This is a genomic window from Chryseobacterium sp. CBTAP 102, from assembly GCF_003201365.1.
GTDB classification, from domain to species: Bacteria; Bacteroidota; Bacteroidia; order Flavobacteriales; family Weeksellaceae; genus Chryseobacterium; species Chryseobacterium candidae.
Genome location: NZ_QICX01000016.1, coordinates 82,108 through 103,211, shown reverse-complemented (window position 1 = coordinate 103,211; position 21,104 = coordinate 82,108). Strand labels below are relative to the sequence as shown.

The window sequence follows — 21,104 nt, the reverse complement described above, 5'->3', positions numbered from 1 at the left end:
TCTGAACATTTACAGGTTTTTATGATTTCGGCTTGCTATACCTCCATCCCTTCTGCATCTGTAATGACAATTGACTAACCAGCTTCCTGGAAGAAACCTCTTCAGCAATATTCACATTTTCATCAGGGTCATTTTTATGATCATACAGTTCTCTGGCCAGATAAGCTCCCGGCTTGCCAGTCTCTTTATTCCATTCAAACCATTCTACATATCTGTAACGGTCTGTACGGATAGCATATCCCATTCTTTCCACATTTTGCACCCCTCTGGCTTTTACTCCAAACCTACCTAATAAAAACTGGCTGTAGGATGCTGTTTTCCATGTACGGGCAGGATCTGTAAGCAGAGGTTTCATACTGGTTCCCTGAAGATAATCAGGTATTTTTATTCCCGCCATATCGCATAAAGTGGGATAAATATCCACAAATTCTGTAAGAGCATCGCTTGTTTTTCCTTTTGCTTTTACTCCTGCCCCACTGATAATAAGCGGCACTCTGGTATCAATCTCATAGTTGCTCTGTTTACACCAGCTGTTATGCTCTCCCAGTTTCCAGCCATGATCTCCCCACAATACGATAATGGTATTTTCACTAAGCTCCAGTTCGTCAAGTGCTTTTAAGAGTCTTCCTATCTGAGCATCCGTATAAGAAACAGAAGCGTAATATCCATGGAGAAGTTCCCGCTGCTTTTCAATATCATAAGGTTTTTCTGAAGGCAAAGGCAGATCAGATCTATCAGTATACGCTCTCAGTTCAGTATCCCCATGTACGGCAAATTCCGGAGCATTTTCTGGCATGAATTGATTTTTCGCAAGCGGTATATCGTTTCTGTTATACAAATCCCAGTATTTTTTAGGAGCATTAAAAGGTAAATGCGGACGGTAATAGCCTACTGAAAAAAAGAAAGGCTTATCTTTTCCTTTTAATTCTTTCAGCTTTTGAATAGCCATGGTTGTCTGTGCTCCGTCATAATAGGCATCATCATCAACGTCTGCCATTTCAACGGAATTAGCCTTTGTATAGACAAATCCATAGGCATCAGGCCTGGCTTTTCCAATTTTTTGAAGACCAAGTTCTTTTTCCTTCTGAATCATCTTGTTTTTTTCCATCTGGTACACAGCGTCCGGATCAAAAGGATATCCGGCTACATGAAGTTCTTCATTCCAGGACTTATCATCAGGAAAATTATTATGAAAGGTTTTTCCTATCCCTACCGTATAATAACCGTTATTTTTGAATGCCTGAGGAAGAGTGATTGCATCCGGGAGGTTTTTCCTGAAATCTGTCTGAAGATCCCATACACGCACAGAATCTGGTCTCAAACCTGTAAGAAGGCTTGCTCTAGAAGGATTACATACCGCCTGCTGACAGTATGCTCTATTAAAAACGACTCCTTTTGCTGCAAGCTTATCCATATTAGGCGTTTTTATAACGGTGTTTCCATAGCAGCCCATTTCAGGTCTTAAATCATCAATAGGAATAAACAGGATATTGGGCCTTGTTTGCTTTGCATTGGATCTTATACTTTTTTTAGGTTTAGGATTGTCTTTATGGAAGCTTCCACCACTTATTGTTATATAATTACAAATCGATATAATGAATACTATTCTTAAAAAATTGAAATTCTTCATGAGGTCCAAATTTTCTTTTATTGATAAGATTTAGTTGTTATCAGCTTATCTTTCGCTTGTTTCCATCCTTTTTTACGTTGCTCAGAAAGCTTTTCCAGGATATCTTTGTTTTCCGGATAAACTGCAATATTGAAATTCTCTTTTGGATCTGAGCTAAGATTATAAAGTTCCTGAGCCACAAGTTCTCCAGGCTTTTGGGTTACTTTATCCCAATAATACCACTCTATCAGATGATAGCTTTTGGTCACCATTGAATATCCCATGTAATTTTTTTTGTTAAGATGTATTCCTTCGCCGGCCGGCCGCAAAAACTGACTGAATACAGCTCCTTTCCATTCCACACTATTTTCATTCAGAAGTTTTTTAAAGCTTACTCCTTGCAGATAAGAGGGAGTTTCTATTCCTGCGAGATCACAGAGGGTAGGATAAAGATCTACCATCTCTACCAGTTCATTGCTTTTGCTTCCTGGATTTTTCATTCCGGGCGCATAAACAATAAGCGGAACTCGGGTATCATTTAAATAATTAGTCTGTTTCCCCCATGCATTATGTTCTCCTAATTTCCAGCCATGGTCTCCCCATAATACAATAATGGTGTTATCTATCAATTTTTGTTTTTCAAGCTCATCTACAAGTCGTCCAATACAGGCATCAACATAACTTACAGAAGCATAATACCCATGTTTTAGCATTCTGGCTTCTTTTTCCGGCATTCTGAAGTAGGCAGGATGTCTTACATATTCAAGGTCATAACAAGCAGTCATCTCTCTTTGGTTATACATGGCCATGCTTGGTGCATTGAACGGAATAAAACTGTTATCTGCCATTGGTATTTCCATAGGATCATAAAGGTCCCAGTACTTTTTAGGAGCTACAAATGGTAAATGCGGTCTGAAATACCCCAATGCCAGGAAGAAAGGTTTCTTTTTATTTTTAATACGGTTGATCGTTTGAATGGCAAGTGATGTCTGAGCTCCGTCATACAATGAATCATCAGGACAGTCTGCCACTTCTACGGAACGTCCGTATGCCCAGCCGTTAGCATATCTTTTAGGATCTTTGGCTAATCTTTCCAGTCTTTTGGCTGCAAGCTCAGTTTTAAGTTCTCCGCTGAAATAAAAAGATTCGGGATCTCTGTCTATCATATTTTTAACGGCATATCCTTCAGGACGGAGATCAGGCTCCCGAAAAGAGATAGAATCAGGCATATGATTATGAAAAATCTTTCCGATGGATACTGTATGATAATTGAATTTTTCAAACTGTTGAGGAATCGTTACCACATCAGGATGTATTTTGCGAAATTCTTCTCCCAACACCCATACTTTGGTGGAATCCGGCCGTAAGCCTGTTAAAGCACTTGCTCTGGAAGGAGCGCAAACAGCCACCTGGCAATATGCATTTGTGAAAGTAGCACCTCTTCTTGCCAGCTTATCAATATTGGGTGTTTTAATAATTGTATTACCGTAAACTCCCAGTTCCGGTCTCAGGTCATCAACCACAATAAAGATTACATTGGGTTTAGATTTTTTTTGCGACTGTCCTGCAATGATGCTAAATGGTAAAATCAATAGAAATATATATATTGATTTTAAAGTTGAAAATCCAAACATATCAATTATTTTACGTAATCAGCCTTCTAAGAATGTGAGTTGCATTGTGGCAGCAAAGAAAAGCTTCCCAAGGTTGTTTATCGATTAAACACTGGATCAAGAAAAACTTTAAACATCCACAAAACATTAAGGAGTCTTTTTTCATCATTTGTGTTTTATTTTGAAATAAGATATAATGAGTTATGGATGTGATGCAAATTTGCAACAAAAAAGAATAAACTCTTGCAAAGTGAACTACATCATATATACATCAATAACATAAAATACACATTTACAGTAATTTACAAACCCCAACATTATCAAGACATAAAAAAATACAGTAAAAAAAACAGATCAGCTGATTTTCCATGTCCTGCTTTTATCTCACTTCTTCTCGATTATTCGAAATACATGAAATATAGAATACAAAAAAATCCAGAAAGTTTATCTTTCCGGATGATGAATTACTTATTTTTTTAGATGGTACTTTCATACCTTTTTCCTTCGCTTCAGAAATACCTATGGCTACGGCTTTTTTCTGCTTGTCACTTTTTTCCCGGAAGAAGACTTTAATTTTCCTTCCTTAAATTCGTGCATTACCTTTCCTATTTTGTCATGAGCTTTTTCTGAATATTTAATCTTGCCCATGATCAGATTTTTAGGATTTTGGCAGGGATACCCCTAATTCATAAACACAGGCATGTTTCAAATATTTTGAACGCTCTCTAGAAGTTACCGATTCAAAATGATCATTTTTGATTACAATAATCGGATCTTCTATATTTTCAATTTCAAAATTGGCAAAGTATCGCTCATCAGGGCTGGTTTTATCATTACTTGCTTTTATTTTCTGCAGTTCGTCCGCATATTTTCTGAATCCCGGATCTGATGAATGAATAAATTTATACTCATCGCCTGCATACACATAGTAATGAATTTTTTTCTCTATCAACCCCGCTTCATCAGTAATTTCAGGATTATCATTTCCGTCTCTGAATACTACTTCTGCCAATGTTCCTCCTTTTTTTTGAGCACATTCTTCCGCGTCCTTAAAACTGGAAAAACCTGTATAAACAATCTGATCGCTTAATACATAACGGTTCAGCTTCTGGTTGTATGCATTCGTTTCCATAATTATTATTTGATTTGATTATATAAAATGATATTCAATTTTTTTGCCAAAAAGCTCATTTGAAAAGCTTTTTTATACATTTTAATAAAATTATTATCTTTGAAATCGATTACTATTAGAAATGAAAAAATTATTCTTAACTCTTACTGTTGCGGCGGTATTTCAAAATGTGTCTGCACAGGAAATCACTTTAGATAAAATATATTCAGGATATTACCGTGGAAAAGGGATTGCAGGAATCACTTCCATGAAAAACGGAGAAAATTATCTCGTGATTGAATCTTCAGGTATTGCAAAATATTCTTATAAAACTTCACAGAAGGAAGGAAATCTTGTGGACGGAAAGTTTGAAAGCTATATTTTTTCTGATGATGAATCTAAGATTCTTTTACAGACCGGAAGCCAGCCTATTTACAGACATTCTTTCCTGGGAAAATTTGATGTAAAAGATTTAAAATCCGGAAAAGTAATCAGCCTGAATGAAGGGAAACCGGTTCAGGAGCCTACATTTTCGCCGGATGCTACAAAAGTGGCCTTTATTTCTGATAATAATCTTTTCTATCAGGATCTTAGCTCCGGAAAAATCACACAGATTACTACGGATGGTAAAAAGAACTCTATCCTGAATGGTTTGGCAGACTGGGTATATGAAGAAGAATTCGGGCATGCAAGACAATATGAGTGGACAAAAAATTCTGATGCTATCGTATTTGTGAAGTCTGATGAAAGCCAGGTTCCGGAAATCTATATTCCCATTTATGGAAAAAACCTTTATCCGGCTGAAATGCGTTATAAATATCCAAAAGCAGGTGAGAAAAACTCTGTAGTTTCAGCACAGCTATACCGTCTTGATAACGGAAAAACAATGCAGCTGAACTTAGGTTCTTTCAAAAACTATTATATTCCGAATGTATTCCAGACTGCAAAACCGGACGAAATTGTTTTAATTACGTCTGAAAGGATACAAAACGCTTCGGATATCTTAAAGGTAAATACCAAAACAGGAGCAGTTCAGAAGTTATTTACTGAAACGGATGATAAATGGATTGATACAGACAGTCCTACTCTTGAATTCCTTGAAGATGATTCCTTCCTTTGGGCTTCTGAGAGAGACGGAAACCGTCACCTGTACTGGTATGACAAAGATGGTAAGTTGAAAAAACAGATCACAAAAGGAAACTGGGAGGTAACGGATTATTATGGTTTTAATCCAAAATCTAAAGAAATTTACGTTCAGACAACTGAAAAAGGAAGCATTAATAAGGTGATTTCCAAAGTAAATATTGACAACGGAAAAACTCAGCTGATCTCTAATGCAGAAGGAAACAACGCTGCGAACTTCAGCAAAAACTATAATTATTTCATTGAAACCTCTTCCACTGCTTCAAGACCATATACCTATGTTTTGAAAGATGGTAACGGAAAAGCAGTGAAAGAACTTCAGAACAACAATGACCAGTTACAGAAATTAAAGAATGATAATTTTGTTGAAAAAGAATTCATTACGATTCCTAATGCAACAGGTGACCAGATGAACGCATGGGTAATGAAACCTAAAAACTTTGATCCGAATAAAAAATATCCTCTATTTATGTTTCAGTATTCAGGGCCGGGATCTCAGCAGGTTGCCAATTCATGGGACAACGGAAACGCCATGTGGTTCAATCATCTTGTTCAAAAAGGATATATCGTAGCTTGTGTAGACGGGCGTGGAACAGGTTATAAAGGTGCAAAATACAAGAAGGTAACGTATATGAATTTAGGAAAATATGAGATTGAAGATCAGATCACCGCAGCCAAGTGGTTCGGAAACCAATCTTATATTGACAAAAGCAGAATCGGAATGTTCGGATGGAGCTTTGGTGGTTATATGACGAGTTTAGCAATGACGAAAGGAGCTGATGTCTTCAAAGTGGGAATTGCTGTAGCACCGGTAACCAACTGGAGATATTATGACTCTGTATATACCGAAAGATTTATGAGAACACCTCAGGAAAACCCTGATGGATATGATAAAAACTCTCCTACGGAATATGCTAATCTGTTGAAAGGAAAATTCTTATTAATTCACGGAACGGCTGATGACAATGTTCACTTCCAGAACTCTATGGAATTCTCCGAAGCTTTGATTCAAAATAAAAAACAGTTTGACTTCATGGCTTATCCTGATAAAAACCACGGAATTTACGGTGGGCAGACAAGACCTCAGCTGTATCAGAAAATGACGGATTTCATCCTGAATAATCTGTAAATATCAAATTTAAATCTCACAAAAAATTCCTTTCAGAAAGTCTGAAAGGAATTTTTATTTACATACCTGTTAAGGATATTTGACAGCTTTATCCAGTTCTATAGGGTTGTTAAATGCTTTTAATTTTTTTCTTTCGTTGGCTTCTGCGGGTTTCAGCTGTTCTTTAGACAAGACTGTTCCGTCCTCCAAAAGCAGCTTTTTTCCTTCAGGAATGGTAAGATTTCCATTCAAAACATATTTAAAAGGGTTGGAATAGAGGTCCAGCCTTAGTTTATTTAAATCTTTTTGAGTAACGGGAATTGCTCTGGGGATATAATTATTTAATGAATTACGTTGATAATCATCCGGAATCTTTTCACTCTTAATCACATTAAAATAATAATTCTTTTTTGTATCATACAATTCCATAATCAATCCCGGTAATCCGCTAAACTTATAAGGTCCGTAAGGCATTGGGATATCTTTAGTAAACCATGCGATCCAGTTTCTTCCTCCAAATTCAGTGGTCGCCTTTTGAAGCGAAAGATTATCAGCTATTTTTATACTGTCTGTAATAGTCCACTGTTGCCTGGCCTCCTCAGATATTTTATAAAAATTTACATCTCCGATATATTCATAGTTTTGGTATATATTATCATCCTTCTTTTTTAATAAAAAAGAAGTCAGTCTATTAATTGGAGTTCTCCCGGTAGCAGTAAATACTGAATCACTAATATAATTCAGTCTGTTATAATAAGCAATATCCTCTTTTGTGATATCCAGATAATAATTTTCCCGGGTGATATCTTTTGAGGTTGAATCTTTCTTGTATTTCACCTCATAGATGAACCGGTTGTTCTGGGAAAAAAACATTACAGTTCCCAGCAATATAAATAATAAGCTTTTCATAATAATTTAATTTTCAGATAATAATTCCGGGATAAAGAACTCCAGATCTGCTCTTTCATACTGAACCGGGTATTCCGTGTCATTGATAAAGATATTGGGTGTAAAATGTATCCCATTGCTGCTTACCCACTCTTCATGTCCTTTTAATAAGGCAAGTGCATTCTCTGAGTTTCCAAAATATTTAGAATATTTTTGATACCAGCCACTTTTGTTTTCACTATATCCCTGAACGTCATACCAGCCGCTTAACGCTTCCAGAAATGCTATTTTATTTTCGCTATTGATGTAAATATTGGTAAGATTTACATGAACCGTTCTATTATCCGGATCATCCCTGCTAAGGTCTATATCAAAGAAAATGTTGATTCTCAACTCATCAGAATACTTTTTTACCAGCTTTAGAAAAACAGGGTAAAATTCTTTACAATGCTTACAAAAAGGATTGGTGACAAAGGTTAAAGTTCCACCTGCTTTTTCATTTCCAAACACAAAAGCGCTTGAAAAATCTTCATTGGTCAACCTTTTCTGCAAAGACAAATTATTTTTGAAAAACTGGTAGTTTCTTCTGAATTTCAGATTTCTTTTTAGGGTATTTTCGTCTTTCTGTTCCTTCTTATTTTTTATTCTAAAATTAATCAAGACAATGAGTGAACCCAAGCTCCCGATTAAAAACAGAACAGCACTGATGTCCGGTTTTTTACTTGTAAAGGAGATAAGATTGGCTGCTATCAACTGAATACATACTGAGGCTATGATTACCATGCAGACAGGACAGTATTTTTTAACAACAAATACCTGATAGAATAAGGATAAGAAAGCAACGGGTATGAATGCAAATAACCCATATTGATAGATCTCAAAAAAGAATTCAATATTTTTTATCAGACCAAATAAAATAAAACAGACTATCTGACTGGTAAAAAACAGCAGTGAAATCTCAGATAAATCTATTTTGTTAAAAATCTTCCATTTTTTCGAATTAAAAACCAGGTCGCAGTCCGTATTCAGATAATTGCTTTTACATACTCCAACCGGAATGAATGTTCCTTTACCATGTGTCTTTTTATAAGCTTCATGGGCAAAGATGAATCCGATAAGTCCGGTAGCCGCAAAGATCAGTTTCAAAACCAGATTAGAATCATCATATACGAAAAGGAACAGAAACAGCAGCGTTACAATTCCCCAATTGATGTATGTATAATCAAGTTTTGATTTTGTATAAGATTGCTCTTCAGACTTTTCTACAATAAGTATTATATTTTCCCATTCCGAAAAAAAATCTTCCGTTTGAGAACCATTTACTGTTATTTTATTATCTTTATTACTCACCACTGCCAACTCTCCTTCTACTAAAGCCAGAAAATCCTCAGGCAAAATATCTTTTTCGTCATTATTAATTCTGTAACTGTAATTTTCAATATTGAAAAAGCTTAAAGCATCAGAAAATGCAAGAAGGCTTGGAAAATCGGGATGTCCTTCCAATTGAAGTTCAAACTCATCCCTATCAATATGTATTTCATTATAATCCAGATAATTGATAACAGCAATATAACTTTGGCGTGTCATTTTTAAAGCATCTTTTTATATTAAAAAAAAGCAACAGTTTCCTGTTGCCATTTTAAAAGATTTACATTGATTACCCACAACAAAAAGTACCATTGCAATAAGAATCACCATTCCCATTATGGGTATTGGCACAAGCTGCATTCGTACATCCACATCCTCCATATGCATCAGGTGCCATCTTCCCTCCTTTAATTGTTCTCTGCTCTTCTCTTGATAAAATTCCTTTCATCTTTTTTAAATTGATCTTTTTCATAATAAATGTTTTTTAATTACATGTCATTATTGACACTTCGAAACTAGAAAACAAATATCACTTAACAGAGAAATTAATTTGTATATTCTGTGTACAAGCCGTTATTTACACTATTTACATTCTGTGTACAAGTTAAATTCAGCAATATAAATCACTCTTTATACTTAAAATTTTATATTTATTTCATTAATCATTTATACGCGTATTATTTATTTTATCAATTAAAATTAAAAAGCTATTTTTGGGAAATTTGAAAATTGATTATATGAAGACTAAACATCCTAAAGGGCTGCCCTATCTCTTTTTCACAGAAATGTGGGAGCGTTTCGGGTATTACCTGATTCTTGGAATCTTTGTTCTCTATGTTATTGAGCCTACAGGCATGAAAGGCGGACTTGGACTTCCGGATAAAACTGCTGATGACATTTTCGGAACTTATATTGCCTTAACTTATCTGACTCCATTTATTGGAGGGTTCCTGGCAGACAGGGTTTTAGGATATATTAAATCTATTTATCTTGGAGGTTTTTTAATGGCTGCAGGATATATAGGAATGGGTGTTTTTAAAGATTTGCCTTTGTTTTATGCTTCTCTGGCATTAATTATCATCGGAAATGGTTTCTTTAAACCTACTATTTCAACATTACTAGGAAATCTCTATTCTGAAGAACCTTACAAAGCGAATAAAGACTCCGGATATAATATCTTCTATATGGGGATCAATATCGGGGCATTTATCTGTAATATTATTGCGGCTTTTATGCGTAATAAATTCGGTTGGGGTGAAGCTTTCATCACTGCGGGTGTAGGAATGCTTATCGGAATGGTTATTTTTACAATAGGAAGAAAGCATTATATCCATGCTGCACAGATGAAACCTGTACAGGAAGGCGATACCAAGCTTTCAGAAATTCTGATCAAAGTATTTGTTCCTGCTATCGTTGCCGGAGCAATAGGTTGGTTTATTCCTGGGAATATTTTCGGAAGTGACAGTACAGATGCCTTTATTTTCGCATGTATACCCGTGATTTATTTTTATGCATCTCTTTACTTTAAAGCTAAGCCGGATGAAAAAGCATCTATCGGAGCATTACTTTCTGTATTCCTGATCAGCATGTTCTTCTGGGCTGTTTTCAAACAAAACGGTACAGCTTTAACAAGATGGGCGAATTATTATACCGACAGAAGTGTTCCTGCTTCTCTTGAAAAGCCACTGGAAGGAATTTATATGGTGGAAGGGAAAAGTTATGAAGATAAAGAAACCCCTGTTTATGACAATCAGTTCCGTTCTCAAAAAGATGATAATGGAGAAACTAAAAAGGAAATGGGGAAAGATGTTTACTTTAAAAACATATCCCCTGAACAGCGTGCGGTTCTTGAGAAAAATCCGGAAAACAAAGTATATCTTTACAATACAGAATTATTCCAATCTATCAATCCATTCTGGGTTATTGCTTTGACTCCAGTTATCGTAGGATTCTGGGCATTATTGAGAAGAAAAGGCAAAGAGCCTTTAACACCAACTAAGATTGTTTTAGGATTATTTATTTCCGGACTTTCTTGTCTGGTGATGGTTTTAGCAGTGATAGCCGGAGATAATGGATCTGTAAAAGTCTCTCCTCTATGGCTGGTGGCCAGCTACGGAGTGATTACCATCGGTGAATTATGTTTATCTCCAATGGGACTTTCTTTTGTATCTAAACTTTCTCCTGCAAGAATTACAGCATTGATGATGGGAGGATTCTTCCTGGCTAACTCTGTTGGAAATAAGCTTTCAGGAATCCTGGCCAGTACATGGTACAGCTACGAAAACAAAACGAATTATTTCCTTGTTAACTTCGCTTTGTTAATATTCGCTACACTTTTGGGCCTTTCTATGTTAAAGAGACTGAATAAAATCATGACAGAAAAAGGGCATTAAAATGCTCAATATTATAACGATAACCAAGCTGCGGACTAGTCCCGCAGCTTTTTTATTTAAAAATAAAATTAAAACCTTGCCAAAAACCCAAAATAAACTATATTTGTCAGTCTTAACAAAAATTAACAATAGAAATGGATAATATTGAAGCATTGAGTCCGAAACCGGATGAATTTGTAGAGAATAAGAATTCCAGGCATCCTAAAGGATTATGGGTTCTTTTCGGAACAGAAATGTGGGAGCGTTTCAACTTTTATGGAATGAGAGCTCTTTTGACGCTCTTCATGGTAAATTCCTTATTAATAAAAGAAGCTGATGCAGCGATCATCTATGGTGGATTTCTGGCTTTATGTTATTTAACCCCTCTTTTGGGAGGATTTATTGCTGACAAATATATAGGAAACAGATACGCTATCATCATTGGTGGATCTTTAATGGCTATCGGCCAGTTCTTATTATTCATCAGTGCCTCTACTTTCTCAGCAGATATTGGAAGTGCTAAACTTATCATGTGGCTGGCATTATTCGTTATCATTTTCGGTAACGGATTCTTCAAACCGAATATTTCCTCAATGGTAGGAAGTCTTTATCCAAAGCAGGAAAAATCTAAACTGGACTCTGCTTTTACCATTTTCTATATGGGGATCAACATTGGAGCATTCTTAGGTCAGTTTATCTGTCCATACTTAGGAGACGTAAAAGATGCTGCAACTGGGGTAAGAGATATCTTTGCTTTCAAATGGGGATTCTTGGCAGCTTCTATTGCAATGGTAATTGGGACTGTAACTTTCTTTATCCTTAAAAACAAATATGTAGTAACTCCGGAGGGAAGACCAATCGGGGGATTACCAAAAAACAATACAAGCGCTGACTTCGAAGAAGGAGAAACTCAAACTGCCAAATTCTCAGGTCAGGCTTTAGGAATCACCGGAGGAATATTTGTTGTTTTATTCTTCATTTTCAGATACCTTCTTGTAGGTGAGTTTGGATTCAACTCCGTAGAAATGGGACAGTTGATTAAAGGGATCATTTATCCATTCATCTATTCAGCTGGTATTGCTCTTGCCTTCTTAATTATGTCTTCTGCTGAAAATAAGGTAGAAAGACAAAGAATCTGGGTAATCTATATTGTATCATTCTTTATTATTTTCTTCTGGGCTGCGTTTGAGCAGGCAGGATCTTCATTAACGTTTATTGCAGACAATCAGACTGACAGAAACATTTTCGGATGGAATATGCCGCCTTCAATGGTTCAGATCTTCAACGGTATTTTCGTAGTTCTTTTAGCGGTTCCTTTCAGTTTATGCTGGGACAAGTTAAGAGCTAAAGGAAAAGAGCCGGTATCTCCGTTCAAACAAGCGATGGGATTAGCACTGATCGCTCTTTCTTATTTTATTATTGCACACAATGTAAAAGATCTTGGAAACTCAGGATTATTAGCCATCAAATGGTTAATGTTATTATATTTCATTCAAACATGTGGTGAGCTTTGCCTTTCTCCAATTGGTCTATCATTGGTTGGTAAGCTTGCTCCAAAAAGATTTGCTTCATTACTATACGGTGTTTTCTTTATTTCTAATGCTGCTGGTTATGCATTGGCAGGTTCATTAGGAGCGCTTATCCCTGCTACAGGTGATAAGTTCAAAAAGGCTGAAGAAATGGGTATTAATCTACAGGATGTTTTAGATAAAAAAGTAACCCTGACAGCTGATCAGGTTGCAGCTTTTGATAAAGCTCAGCTTCCATTACACAACCCTACTTTTGTAGGATTTGAAATTCACAATTTATTTGAATTCTTCATGGTATTCGTAGTACTTTGTGGGATTGCTTCTGTGATTTTAGGCTTAATTTCACCTATCTTAAAGAAAATGATGCACGGTGTAAACTAATTGTATCAACAAAATATCATAAAACCTCTGCTAAGTCAGAGGTTTTTTTTATTTTCGTATGATGGAAATTTCCGAAGATTCTTTATTCCAATCCGTAAAGGAAATCATTAGGCAGTCGCGCGAAAAAGTGTTTCGTATAGCGAATTCTACGCTGCTGCTCACTTACTGGCAGATTGGAAAATTGATTGTTGAAGATGAACAACAAGGAAAAGAACGGGCAGAATACGGAAAATATACGCTGAAAAAACTTTCTCAGAAGCTTACCTTAGAATTTGGAAAAGGGTTTGATGAAAGTAACTTAAGAAACATGCGCTCTTTTTATCATGCATTTCCAATATGTGACGCATTGCGTCACGAATTGAGCTGGACCCATTACAGATTACTGATAAGGCTTGACAATGCTGATAAAATGAATTACTATATCAATGAATCCGTTCAAAATAACTGGAATTACAGGGATCTTAAAAGACAAATCAATTCGCTTGCTTATGAAAGGGTTTTAGAACATAAAAAATCTTCTCCGGAAACTATTCACAGTGTTTTAAAAGATCCTTATATTTTTGAGTTTCTTGGATTAAAAGCTGATGAACAATTTTCTGAAAAAGAAATTGAAACAGCCATTATTGATCATATTCAAAAGTTTTTACTGGAGTTTGGAAAAGGGTTTGCTTTCGTAGCGAGACAACAACATATTTCTACGGATACATCAGACTTCTACATCGATCTTGTATTCTATAATTACATCTTAAAATGCTTTGTCATTATTGATTTAAAAACAGGAGAACTTTCTCATCAGGATATAGGACAGATTGATATGTATGTAAGAATGTATGATGATCTGAAACGCGGTGAAGGAGATAACCCAACCATTGGAATTTTATTATGTTCAGAAAAAGATGAGACCATTGTAAAATACTCCGTTTTGAATGATAAAAACAATTTATTTGCCAGCAAATACCTGCTGTACCTCCCAAAAGAAGAAGAATTAAAACAAATTATTGACCAGGACAGAATCCGCTTTGAACTGGATCAGAAAGATAAAAACCCTTAATTAGAATTTAATCATATATCATTATGAGCTTAACTTTAGATGAAATACAAAATTTCAAAGGAAAATATCCCAGACAAATCTGGAGTCTTTTTTTCTCTGAAATGTGGGAACGTTTCTGTTTCTACGGAATGCGTGGAATGCTGGTTTTCTTTATGATTTCTCAGCTTAATTTCCATGAAAAAGAAGCCAATCTTCAATATGGCGCTACTCAGGCATTCGTATATGCCTTTACTTTTGTAGGAGGTCTTTTTGCCGATAAAATTTTAGGATTCCGAAAATCCCTTTTCTGGGGCGGACTTCTGATGATCGTAGGAAGTTTAATTCTTGCTACCGATCCGCACAAATTCTTTTTCTTAGGAATAGCATTCACTGTAGTAGGAACAGGTTTCTTTAAACCTAATATTTCTTCTATGGTAGGACAGCTTTATAAACCTAATGACTCAAGAGCGGATGCAGGCTTTTCACTTTTTTATGCGGGAATTAATCTTGGGGCATTATTAGGAGGTTATTTATGTATTGCTATTGGTAAAGGAGAATTTTTAAGCAACATTATTGCAGAAGAAATGAGATGGCATATTGCTTTCGGATTGGCTTCAATAGTAATGGTGATAAGCTTAATTAACTTTGTATTTACGCAAAGAACATTAGGAACTATCGGTTTACAGCCTGGACATCCTTTAGCAGAAGAAAAAACAGCTCCAATACCAAAATGGAAAGAATATGGAGTCTATGCCTTGTCACTGGTTTTTGTACCTATCATTATGACTATGGTTGCTAAAACTGAATATACAGATTATTTTATGTGGACCATCGGGCCATTAACCTTAATCTATTTATTCTATGAAATGTCTAAAGTAACCGCTTCTGAGCGCAAAAAACTTTGGGCTGCTTTAGTATTCATTATATTTTCAATCATATTCTGGGGAATTTATGAGCAAAGTGGGGGTTCTTTAAGTATTTTCGCAGCTAAGAACCTGAATAAGGATCTTTTAGGACTAGATCCAAATGGTGTAAATAATTCAGGAGGAGCTTTCTTTATTATCTTCCTTGCTCCACTGATCGGGCTTCTTTGGATCTGGCTGAACAAAAGAAAAATTGAACCCAACACAATCATCAAATTCGGATTAGGATTTATTTTCTTAGGATTAGGATATTATGTTTTGTTTGCAACACGTCTGTTTGCAGACCTTCAGGGAATCACTTCACTGAACTTCTTCACACTGGCACTGCTAATCATTACACTTGGAGAATTATGCCTCTCTCCTATCGGATTATCTATCATGACAAAACTTTCTACCAAGAACCTTCAGGGAATGATGATGGGAATGTGGTTCCTTGCTTCGGCTTACGGACAGTATGTTGCCGGGATTATCGGAGCCAGTCTTGCTACGGCAAAAAAAGGATCTACCAACTATGATGAATTAATCACTTATACTGATGGATATAAACAATTGGGATTGTATGCGGTAATTGCCGGAGTGGTATTAATTTTGATATCTCCGTACGTGAAAAAATTAATGCAGGATGTAAAATAGAAAATAAGTAATTATGCTTATTTTTACCTAAATATCACAATATGAAGAAAATTTTAAGCATAGTTCTCTTACTTTTATTAAATATCAGTTTTGCACAGGTAAAGTGGATGACCATTGAGGAGGCTTTAAAAGCTCAAAAAGAAAATCAAAAAAAAATATTGATTGATTTCTATGCAGACTGGTGTGGTCCATGCAAAATCATGGATAAAAAAACGTACGGCCACCCTGTACTGGCTCAGATTTTAAATGAGAATTATTATCCAGTAAAATTTAATGCGGAAGAAAAAAAGAGTATTGAAATTTTCGGAAGAACATTTTCAAATCCCAATACTGAACATAAAAAAGGAAAAAATTCTCTACATGAGTTTACCCAATATATGAATGTAGGAGCTGTCCCAAGCACAGTATTTCTGGATGAGCATGGCGATCCCATCACCATTCTGCAGGGAGAATTATCTGCCAAAGAACTGGAACCCTATCTGGAACTGATCTCCAAAGAACTGTTTAAAAAGATCAAGACCAGAGAACAATGGGAGGATTACCAGAAAAAATTCAGATCTAAGATCAAAGATTAATTCAGAACTTTGAAACATAGATTTTCAGTTTCAATGCTAAAAAATCACTATAGAGGCTTCCAATTTTTTGGAAGTCTTTCTTATTTTGCCGAAATTCGAACCTTTATTTTTATGATCCGAAATAAGAATCTTAAAATTCGAAAAACAGCATCCTGAAATCAGACAATGAATCTCGAAACCTCCATAGAATATGTAAAAGGAATAGGTCCGGAAAGAGCCAAACTCATTAAAAGTGTGTTGGGCTTATCTACTGTAGAAGACATGTTGAATTTCTACCCTATCCGTTATCTGGACAAAAGTAAGATCTATACCGTTTCTCAGCTCGGAGAAGAAACCAGCCAGGAAATTCAGCTAAAGGGAAGAATTACTCAGGTACAGGAAATTCAGACGGGTAAAACCAAAAGATTATCTGCAAAATTCAATGATGAAACCGGGAGTATGGATCTGGTTTGGTTTCAATATTCCAAGTGGTTAAAAGAACAGCTTCCAATCAACAGGGAAGTTTATATTTTCGGAAAGATCAATGTTTTCAACCGTCAGTTTTCTATGCCGCATCCGGAAATTGAAGCGGAAGAAAAAAAAGAAGGAGACACTCGTCTTAAACCTATTTATCCGGGTTCTGAAAAACTGACCAAAAGAGGATTAAATCAAAGGTTTTTCCAGAATGCTTTAAGAAATATCTGCAGGGAGATTCCCAATCTTATTGAAGAAAATTTTCCGGAATATCTGATGAAAACATTCAAGTTCATGTCAAGACAGCACGCTTTTCTGAATGTTCACTTTCCAAAAGACCAGGAACATTTTGATAAAGCGGACTACAGATTGAAGTTTGAAGAATCATTCTTCTTTCAGTTAGGATATGGCTTTAAAAAGCTTCATCATAAAACACAGTCTCATGGTAATCCTTTCCCGATAATCGGAGATCATTTTAATGATTTTTATGAAAACCATCTTCCTTTTGAGCTTACCAATGCACAGAAAAGGGTTTTGAAGGAAATAAGAATGGATATGAAAAGGCCTATTCAGATGAACAGGCTTTTGCAGGGAGATGTAGGATCAGGAAAAACGATGGTTGCCCTTCTTACCATGCTTATTGCGATGGACAACGGATTTCAGAGCTGTCTGATGGCTCCTACGGAGATTCTTGCCCAGCAGCATTACCACGGTATCAAAGAGCTGTTGGAAAAAACAGGAATTAATATCCGTCTTCTTACAGGTTCTGCCAAAGCAGCTGAAAGAAGAATTATCCATGAAGAACTGGAAAATGGGACACTTTCTATTTTGGTAGGAACTCATGCTGTTCTTGAAGACAAGGTTAAATTTAAAAATCTGGGATTAGCCATTATTGATGAGCAGCATAGATTCGGAGTTGCCCAAAGGGCCAAACTTTGGGCTAAAAATAAGATTCCGCCTCATATTCTGGTGATGACCGCCACTCCTATTCCAAGAACTCTGGCTATGAGTTTTTATTCTGATCTGGATGTTTCCGTGATTGATGAGATGCCCGTGGGAAGAAAGCCTATTATTACAGCTCACCGCAGGGAAAAAGACAGATTGTATGTATATAATTTCTGTAAAGATGAAATTAGAAAGGGCAGACAGGTTTATTTCGTATATCCTCTTATTGAGGAATCTGAAACGTTGGATTATAAAAATCTGATGGAAGGCCTGGAGCATGTTATGGAGTTTTTCTCAGAATATAACGTCACCATGCTTCACGGAAAAATGAAACCGGACGAAAAAGATGCTGCTATGGCTTATTTTGCTTCCGGAAAAGCTGAAATAATGGTTGCAACAACGGTAATTGAAGTAGGAGTAAATGTTCCGAATGCTTCAGTAATGGTAATTGAAAGCTCGGAAAGGTTCGGACTATCACAGCTTCACCAGCTCAGAGGACGTGTGGGAAGAGGTGCTGAACAGAGTTACTGTATTCTGATGACTTCCGATAAATTATCAAAAGAAAGCAGAACGCGTATTAAAACCATGACTGAGACCAACGACGGTTTTAAAATTTCTGAGGTGGATATGCAGCTTCGCGGTCCCGGAGACATACTGGGTACTCAGCAAAGTGGTGTAGTAGATTTTAAAAGGCTGGATCTTATTAATGACTCGGCGATCATCAAAACAACAAAAAATACGGTAGAGAAAATCCTTGAAGCAGATCCTATGCTTTCAAGACCTGACAATATGATCATCAAAAACTATTATATCAGATACTACAGAGGAAAAAATAAGTGGAGTAAAATATCATAAAAAAACCGCAGAAAAAACTTCCTGCGGCCCCCTTATAAAACTGTTCTTTAGAAGAAATTACTTTTGGTGTGTCCAAAAAAAATTTATTTTAATAGCTCAGGCTTAATATTTTGTGATGTGGTGTGAAAATATTTATATAACAATATAATAATGAGCTAAAACCATAACTATTAAAATAAATTATAAAAAAAACAAAATGAATTATTTTTTCCAACTTGCTTATTATAAAAACTAACTGTGTTTCGGTGGAGATGAGGGAATGAAACGAATAAAAATACCTCCAGCTACTTATTGAGTTTTCATGATTGTACCGTTTTGTTTAAAGATCTTCTGTGCTTTAAAATTGGAAAATTAGTATAATCCATTTTGTTTAACTAACATCGTGATTTATAAAATTTTGTTCTTAAGAAACAATTACTTCCCATTCATCTGTATCTTCTACTATATAATGAAATTTGTGTCTGAGTTTACTTTTACAAATGTCAGAATATTAATTCAGATGCCTTTTATATTATTTTAATTATTAGTTATAAAATTTTCACTTATTCGTGAATAGTATGCTGTAAATACGATTAAAAAATCATTAACATTTAATTAATAAATCCTTTACTCATCACACTTTCAAGATGAGATTATCTTTATTCAATCCTGAAGTATGATACTGCCAGTTGATAGTAATCACTTCCGAAAGCACCTTTTTAAGCTTCTCAAAACACTCCGGTTTTTTCATAAAAATATGAGCTCCTTTTACAAAAATATCTTCTATTTCACTTTCCGGAATCGGCTCAGAAAAAATAGCCGTCACCATATTATTGAATTTTGAGTTTGAACTGATATCTTCCAGACATTCCATACTTTCTTTTCCAGGAATCATATAATTGATAAAAACAAGTTCCGGCACTACCGCATCGTCATTATTCAGATATTCCATAAGATTGTTCCCATTACTAAAACATTGAACTTTTATAGAGATTTTTAACTCTTTCAAAATATTTTTAAAAAAAATCAAAGTATTTTGATCGTTATCTGCTACAATTACGTTCAGAAATTCTTTATTCATATTGCATTTTAGGATTTATTACCTTGCTTTGTGCTCTTCTTCGCCTGCCTATAATTTTTTGAAACTGGGATGGTGTAATTCCTGTTGTATTTTTGAACTGGGTACTCAAATGGGCTACACTGGAGTAGTTCAGCTTATGGGCAATTTCTGTAAGACTTTGTTTATTTCTTATGATCAAAGCCTTTGCATGCTCAATCTTTTGCAGAATAATAAAATTCTCAATAGAGGTATAAGCAACTTCCGAAAAAAGATTGGAAAGATATCCATAGCTGTGATTCAGCTTTTCAGAAATATAGATGGAGGCTTTTACCGGTACAATTTCATCAGAAAAAACGAGCTCCACAATAGCATCTTTTATTTTCTGTACCAGCGCGCTTTTTTGGCTTTCTATGATCTCAATACCATACTCTTCAAGATTTTTCTTAAAAAGATTGTGCTGTTCCTGTGTAAGGGGCTCATAGAATTCCACCTCACCGAAGTTCAGTAACCTGTACTTCAGCCCGTGTTCTTTAAGTTTTTCGTCCAATACCTTTTTACAAAGGGCATTGAAATCAAATTTAACATACATTTTCATCCTAGTATATATAAGCCAATATTATTGAGTAAATATAACAATTTATTTCAATTAAACGTGAAATAGATGCATGTTTTTAATATTTCACTTTATACACGAAAAAACTCCTGTATTTTAGAATACAGGAATTTAAACACTAAGGATGAAAAAAATATACTGATAAAAAGCTTTTTCAGCTCAAAACCAAGCATATGAATGTATTGTATAAGTGATTTGGTTCTGAAGCAAAGATGAATCAAAAAAAGAAATCACTTGTTATAGAATTACAGGATAAAGTTACAAAATTTTAAGTCAATTACTTGTGAATTAGATATTCCATTTGATAATCATCCATTACAAAGCCATTTCCAATATCCAAAACCATCTCATTATAAACTTTAAATTCCTGGGATTCGTAAAATTTTCTTGCGCTATTTTCCTTGTTTACATTGAGAATGATTCTTATGTCATTGCTTTCAGAAAGTTTTCTCTTCAGGAAATCAATAGCTCTTTTTCCGAATCCTTTACCTTTACTTTCCGGAACCAGATAAATGCGGTGCAGTTTTGTAGTATCCGGTTCGTAGCCATGCTCATAACCAATAAAGCCTTCGAAAGAAGCATTATTTTCGTTAAAGATTAAATAATAATGATAATTTGGATTATCGAGGTGTTTTGAAATTTCTTCTTTAGAATACATCTCTCCCAGCATATAATTGATCTGTTCATCTGAAATAATTCCTGCATAAGCATTCTCCCACGATCTTCTTGCCAATTCCTGGATTAAAGGAATATCCTTTTCTTTCGCTTCTATTAATTTCATATTCTAAATTTGTTTTTTATTCTAATTTTCAAATGCAAAGTTGATGAAAATTTTCACCGAATAATCTTTAATCCCATCAGATGTGGAAATAAAAAGGTGAAAGTATATCACCTTTCACCTTAATATGCTTACTAT

General features: G+C 35.3%; 16 protein-coding genes and 1 pseudogene. 7 read left to right on the top strand and 10 right to left on the bottom strand.

Features of this window, described 5'->3' with window-relative positions:
* Nucleotides 1–19 precede the first annotated feature (19 nt).
* From C8D70_RS18565 to C8D70_RS18555, 4 genes and pseudogenes are all read right to left on the bottom strand, one after another.
* On the bottom strand, nucleotides 20–1,630 hold the full coding sequence (locus tag C8D70_RS18565; protein WP_110368298.1) for a sulfatase: 1,611 nt from the start codon (nucleotides 1,628–1,630) through the stop codon (nucleotides 20–22).
* Nucleotides 1,631–1,647: 17 nt separating this feature from the next.
* Nucleotides 1,648–3,201 (bottom strand): sulfatase, encoded by a 1,554-nt coding sequence (locus C8D70_RS18560; protein WP_181416166.1) that lies wholly within the window; start codon nucleotides 3,199–3,201, stop codon nucleotides 1,648–1,650.
* A gap of 400 nt (nucleotides 3,202–3,601) precedes the next feature.
* Nucleotides 3,602–3,819, bottom strand: a pseudogene (locus C8D70_RS21135) (DUF6496 domain-containing protein).
* A gap of 61 nt (nucleotides 3,820–3,880) precedes the next feature.
* A complete protein-coding gene (locus C8D70_RS18555) occupies nucleotides 3,881–4,354 on the bottom strand; it encodes a hypothetical protein (protein WP_076596701.1) in 474 nt (157 codons plus the stop codon).
* 121 nt (nucleotides 4,355–4,475) lie between these two features.
* Between C8D70_RS18555 and C8D70_RS18550 the strand changes: the two genes are divergently transcribed.
* Complete coding sequence (locus C8D70_RS18550) at nucleotides 4,476–6,605, top strand: S9 family peptidase (RefSeq protein ID WP_110368296.1); 2,130 nt, start codon at nucleotides 4,476–4,478, stop codon at nucleotides 6,603–6,605.
* 69 nt (nucleotides 6,606–6,674) lie between these two features.
* Here the strand turns inward: C8D70_RS18550 and C8D70_RS18545 are convergent, their stop codons facing one another.
* The 3 genes from C8D70_RS18545 to C8D70_RS18535 all read right to left on the bottom strand — a co-directional run bounded on the left by C8D70_RS18545 (nucleotide 6,675) and on the right by C8D70_RS18535 (nucleotide 9,312).
* Complete coding sequence (locus C8D70_RS18545) at nucleotides 6,675–7,493, bottom strand: GLPGLI family protein (protein ID WP_110368295.1); 819 nt, start codon at nucleotides 7,491–7,493, stop codon at nucleotides 6,675–6,677.
* Between the two features lie 6 nt (nucleotides 7,494–7,499).
* Nucleotides 7,500–9,059 (bottom strand): vitamin K epoxide reductase family protein, encoded by a 1,560-nt coding sequence (locus C8D70_RS18540; protein WP_110368294.1) that lies wholly within the window; start codon nucleotides 9,057–9,059, stop codon nucleotides 7,500–7,502.
* A 70-nt stretch (nucleotides 9,060–9,129) separates the two neighbouring features.
* Nucleotides 9,130–9,312: a hypothetical protein gene (locus C8D70_RS18535; RefSeq protein ID WP_110368293.1), complete on the bottom strand. Its 183-nt coding sequence runs from the start codon at nucleotides 9,310–9,312 to the stop codon at nucleotides 9,130–9,132.
* A 265-nt stretch (nucleotides 9,313–9,577) separates the two neighbouring features.
* On the opposite strand from C8D70_RS18535, the gene C8D70_RS18530 reads away from it, so the two are divergent.
* From C8D70_RS18530 to recG, 6 genes are all read left to right on the top strand, one after another.
* The gene (locus tag C8D70_RS18530; protein WP_076596727.1) at nucleotides 9,578–11,233 is read left to right on the top strand and encodes a peptide MFS transporter; all 1,656 of its coding nucleotides are present in this window, start codon (nucleotides 9,578–9,580) and stop codon (nucleotides 11,231–11,233) included.
* Nucleotides 11,234–11,367: 134 nt separating this feature from the next.
* The gene (locus tag C8D70_RS18525) at nucleotides 11,368–13,122 is read left to right on the top strand and encodes a peptide MFS transporter (protein ID WP_076596697.1); all 1,755 of its coding nucleotides are present in this window, start codon (nucleotides 11,368–11,370) and stop codon (nucleotides 13,120–13,122) included.
* A 61-nt stretch (nucleotides 13,123–13,183) separates the two neighbouring features.
* Complete coding sequence (locus C8D70_RS18520) at nucleotides 13,184–14,173, top strand: YhcG family protein (protein ID WP_317047801.1); 990 nt, start codon at nucleotides 13,184–13,186, stop codon at nucleotides 14,171–14,173.
* A gap of 23 nt (nucleotides 14,174–14,196) precedes the next feature.
* Nucleotides 14,197–15,708, top strand: coding sequence for a peptide MFS transporter (locus C8D70_RS18515; protein WP_076596695.1), 1,512 nt, complete (start codon nucleotides 14,197–14,199; stop codon nucleotides 15,706–15,708).
* 41 nt (nucleotides 15,709–15,749) lie between these two features.
* Nucleotides 15,750–16,283 carry a thioredoxin family protein gene (locus C8D70_RS18510; RefSeq protein WP_110368292.1) on the top strand — a complete coding sequence of 178 codons (534 nt, stop codon included), beginning with the start codon at nucleotides 15,750–15,752 and terminating at the stop codon, nucleotides 16,281–16,283.
* 165 nt (nucleotides 16,284–16,448) lie between these two features.
* Complete coding sequence (gene recG / locus C8D70_RS18505; protein WP_110368291.1) at nucleotides 16,449–18,536, top strand: ATP-dependent DNA helicase RecG; 2,088 nt, start codon at nucleotides 16,449–16,451, stop codon at nucleotides 18,534–18,536.
* Between the two features lie 613 nt (nucleotides 18,537–19,149).
* Here recG and C8D70_RS18500 read toward each other — a convergent pair.
* The 3 genes from C8D70_RS18500 to C8D70_RS18490 form a co-directional block, all read right to left on the bottom strand.
* On the bottom strand, nucleotides 19,150–19,596 hold the full coding sequence (locus C8D70_RS18500) for a response regulator (RefSeq protein WP_076596692.1): 447 nt from the start codon (nucleotides 19,594–19,596) through the stop codon (nucleotides 19,150–19,152).
* Nucleotides 19,589–20,170: a helix-turn-helix domain-containing protein gene (locus tag C8D70_RS18495; RefSeq protein ID WP_110368290.1), complete on the bottom strand. Its 582-nt coding sequence runs from the start codon at nucleotides 20,168–20,170 to the stop codon at nucleotides 19,589–19,591. The genes C8D70_RS18500 and C8D70_RS18495 overlap by 8 nt, the downstream gene beginning before the upstream one ends.
* A 295-nt stretch (nucleotides 20,171–20,465) precedes the next feature.
* Nucleotides 20,466–20,969: a GNAT family N-acetyltransferase gene (locus C8D70_RS18490; RefSeq protein ID WP_110368289.1), complete on the bottom strand. Its 504-nt coding sequence runs from the start codon at nucleotides 20,967–20,969 to the stop codon at nucleotides 20,466–20,468.
* Nucleotides 20,970–21,104: the final 135 nt, after the last annotated feature.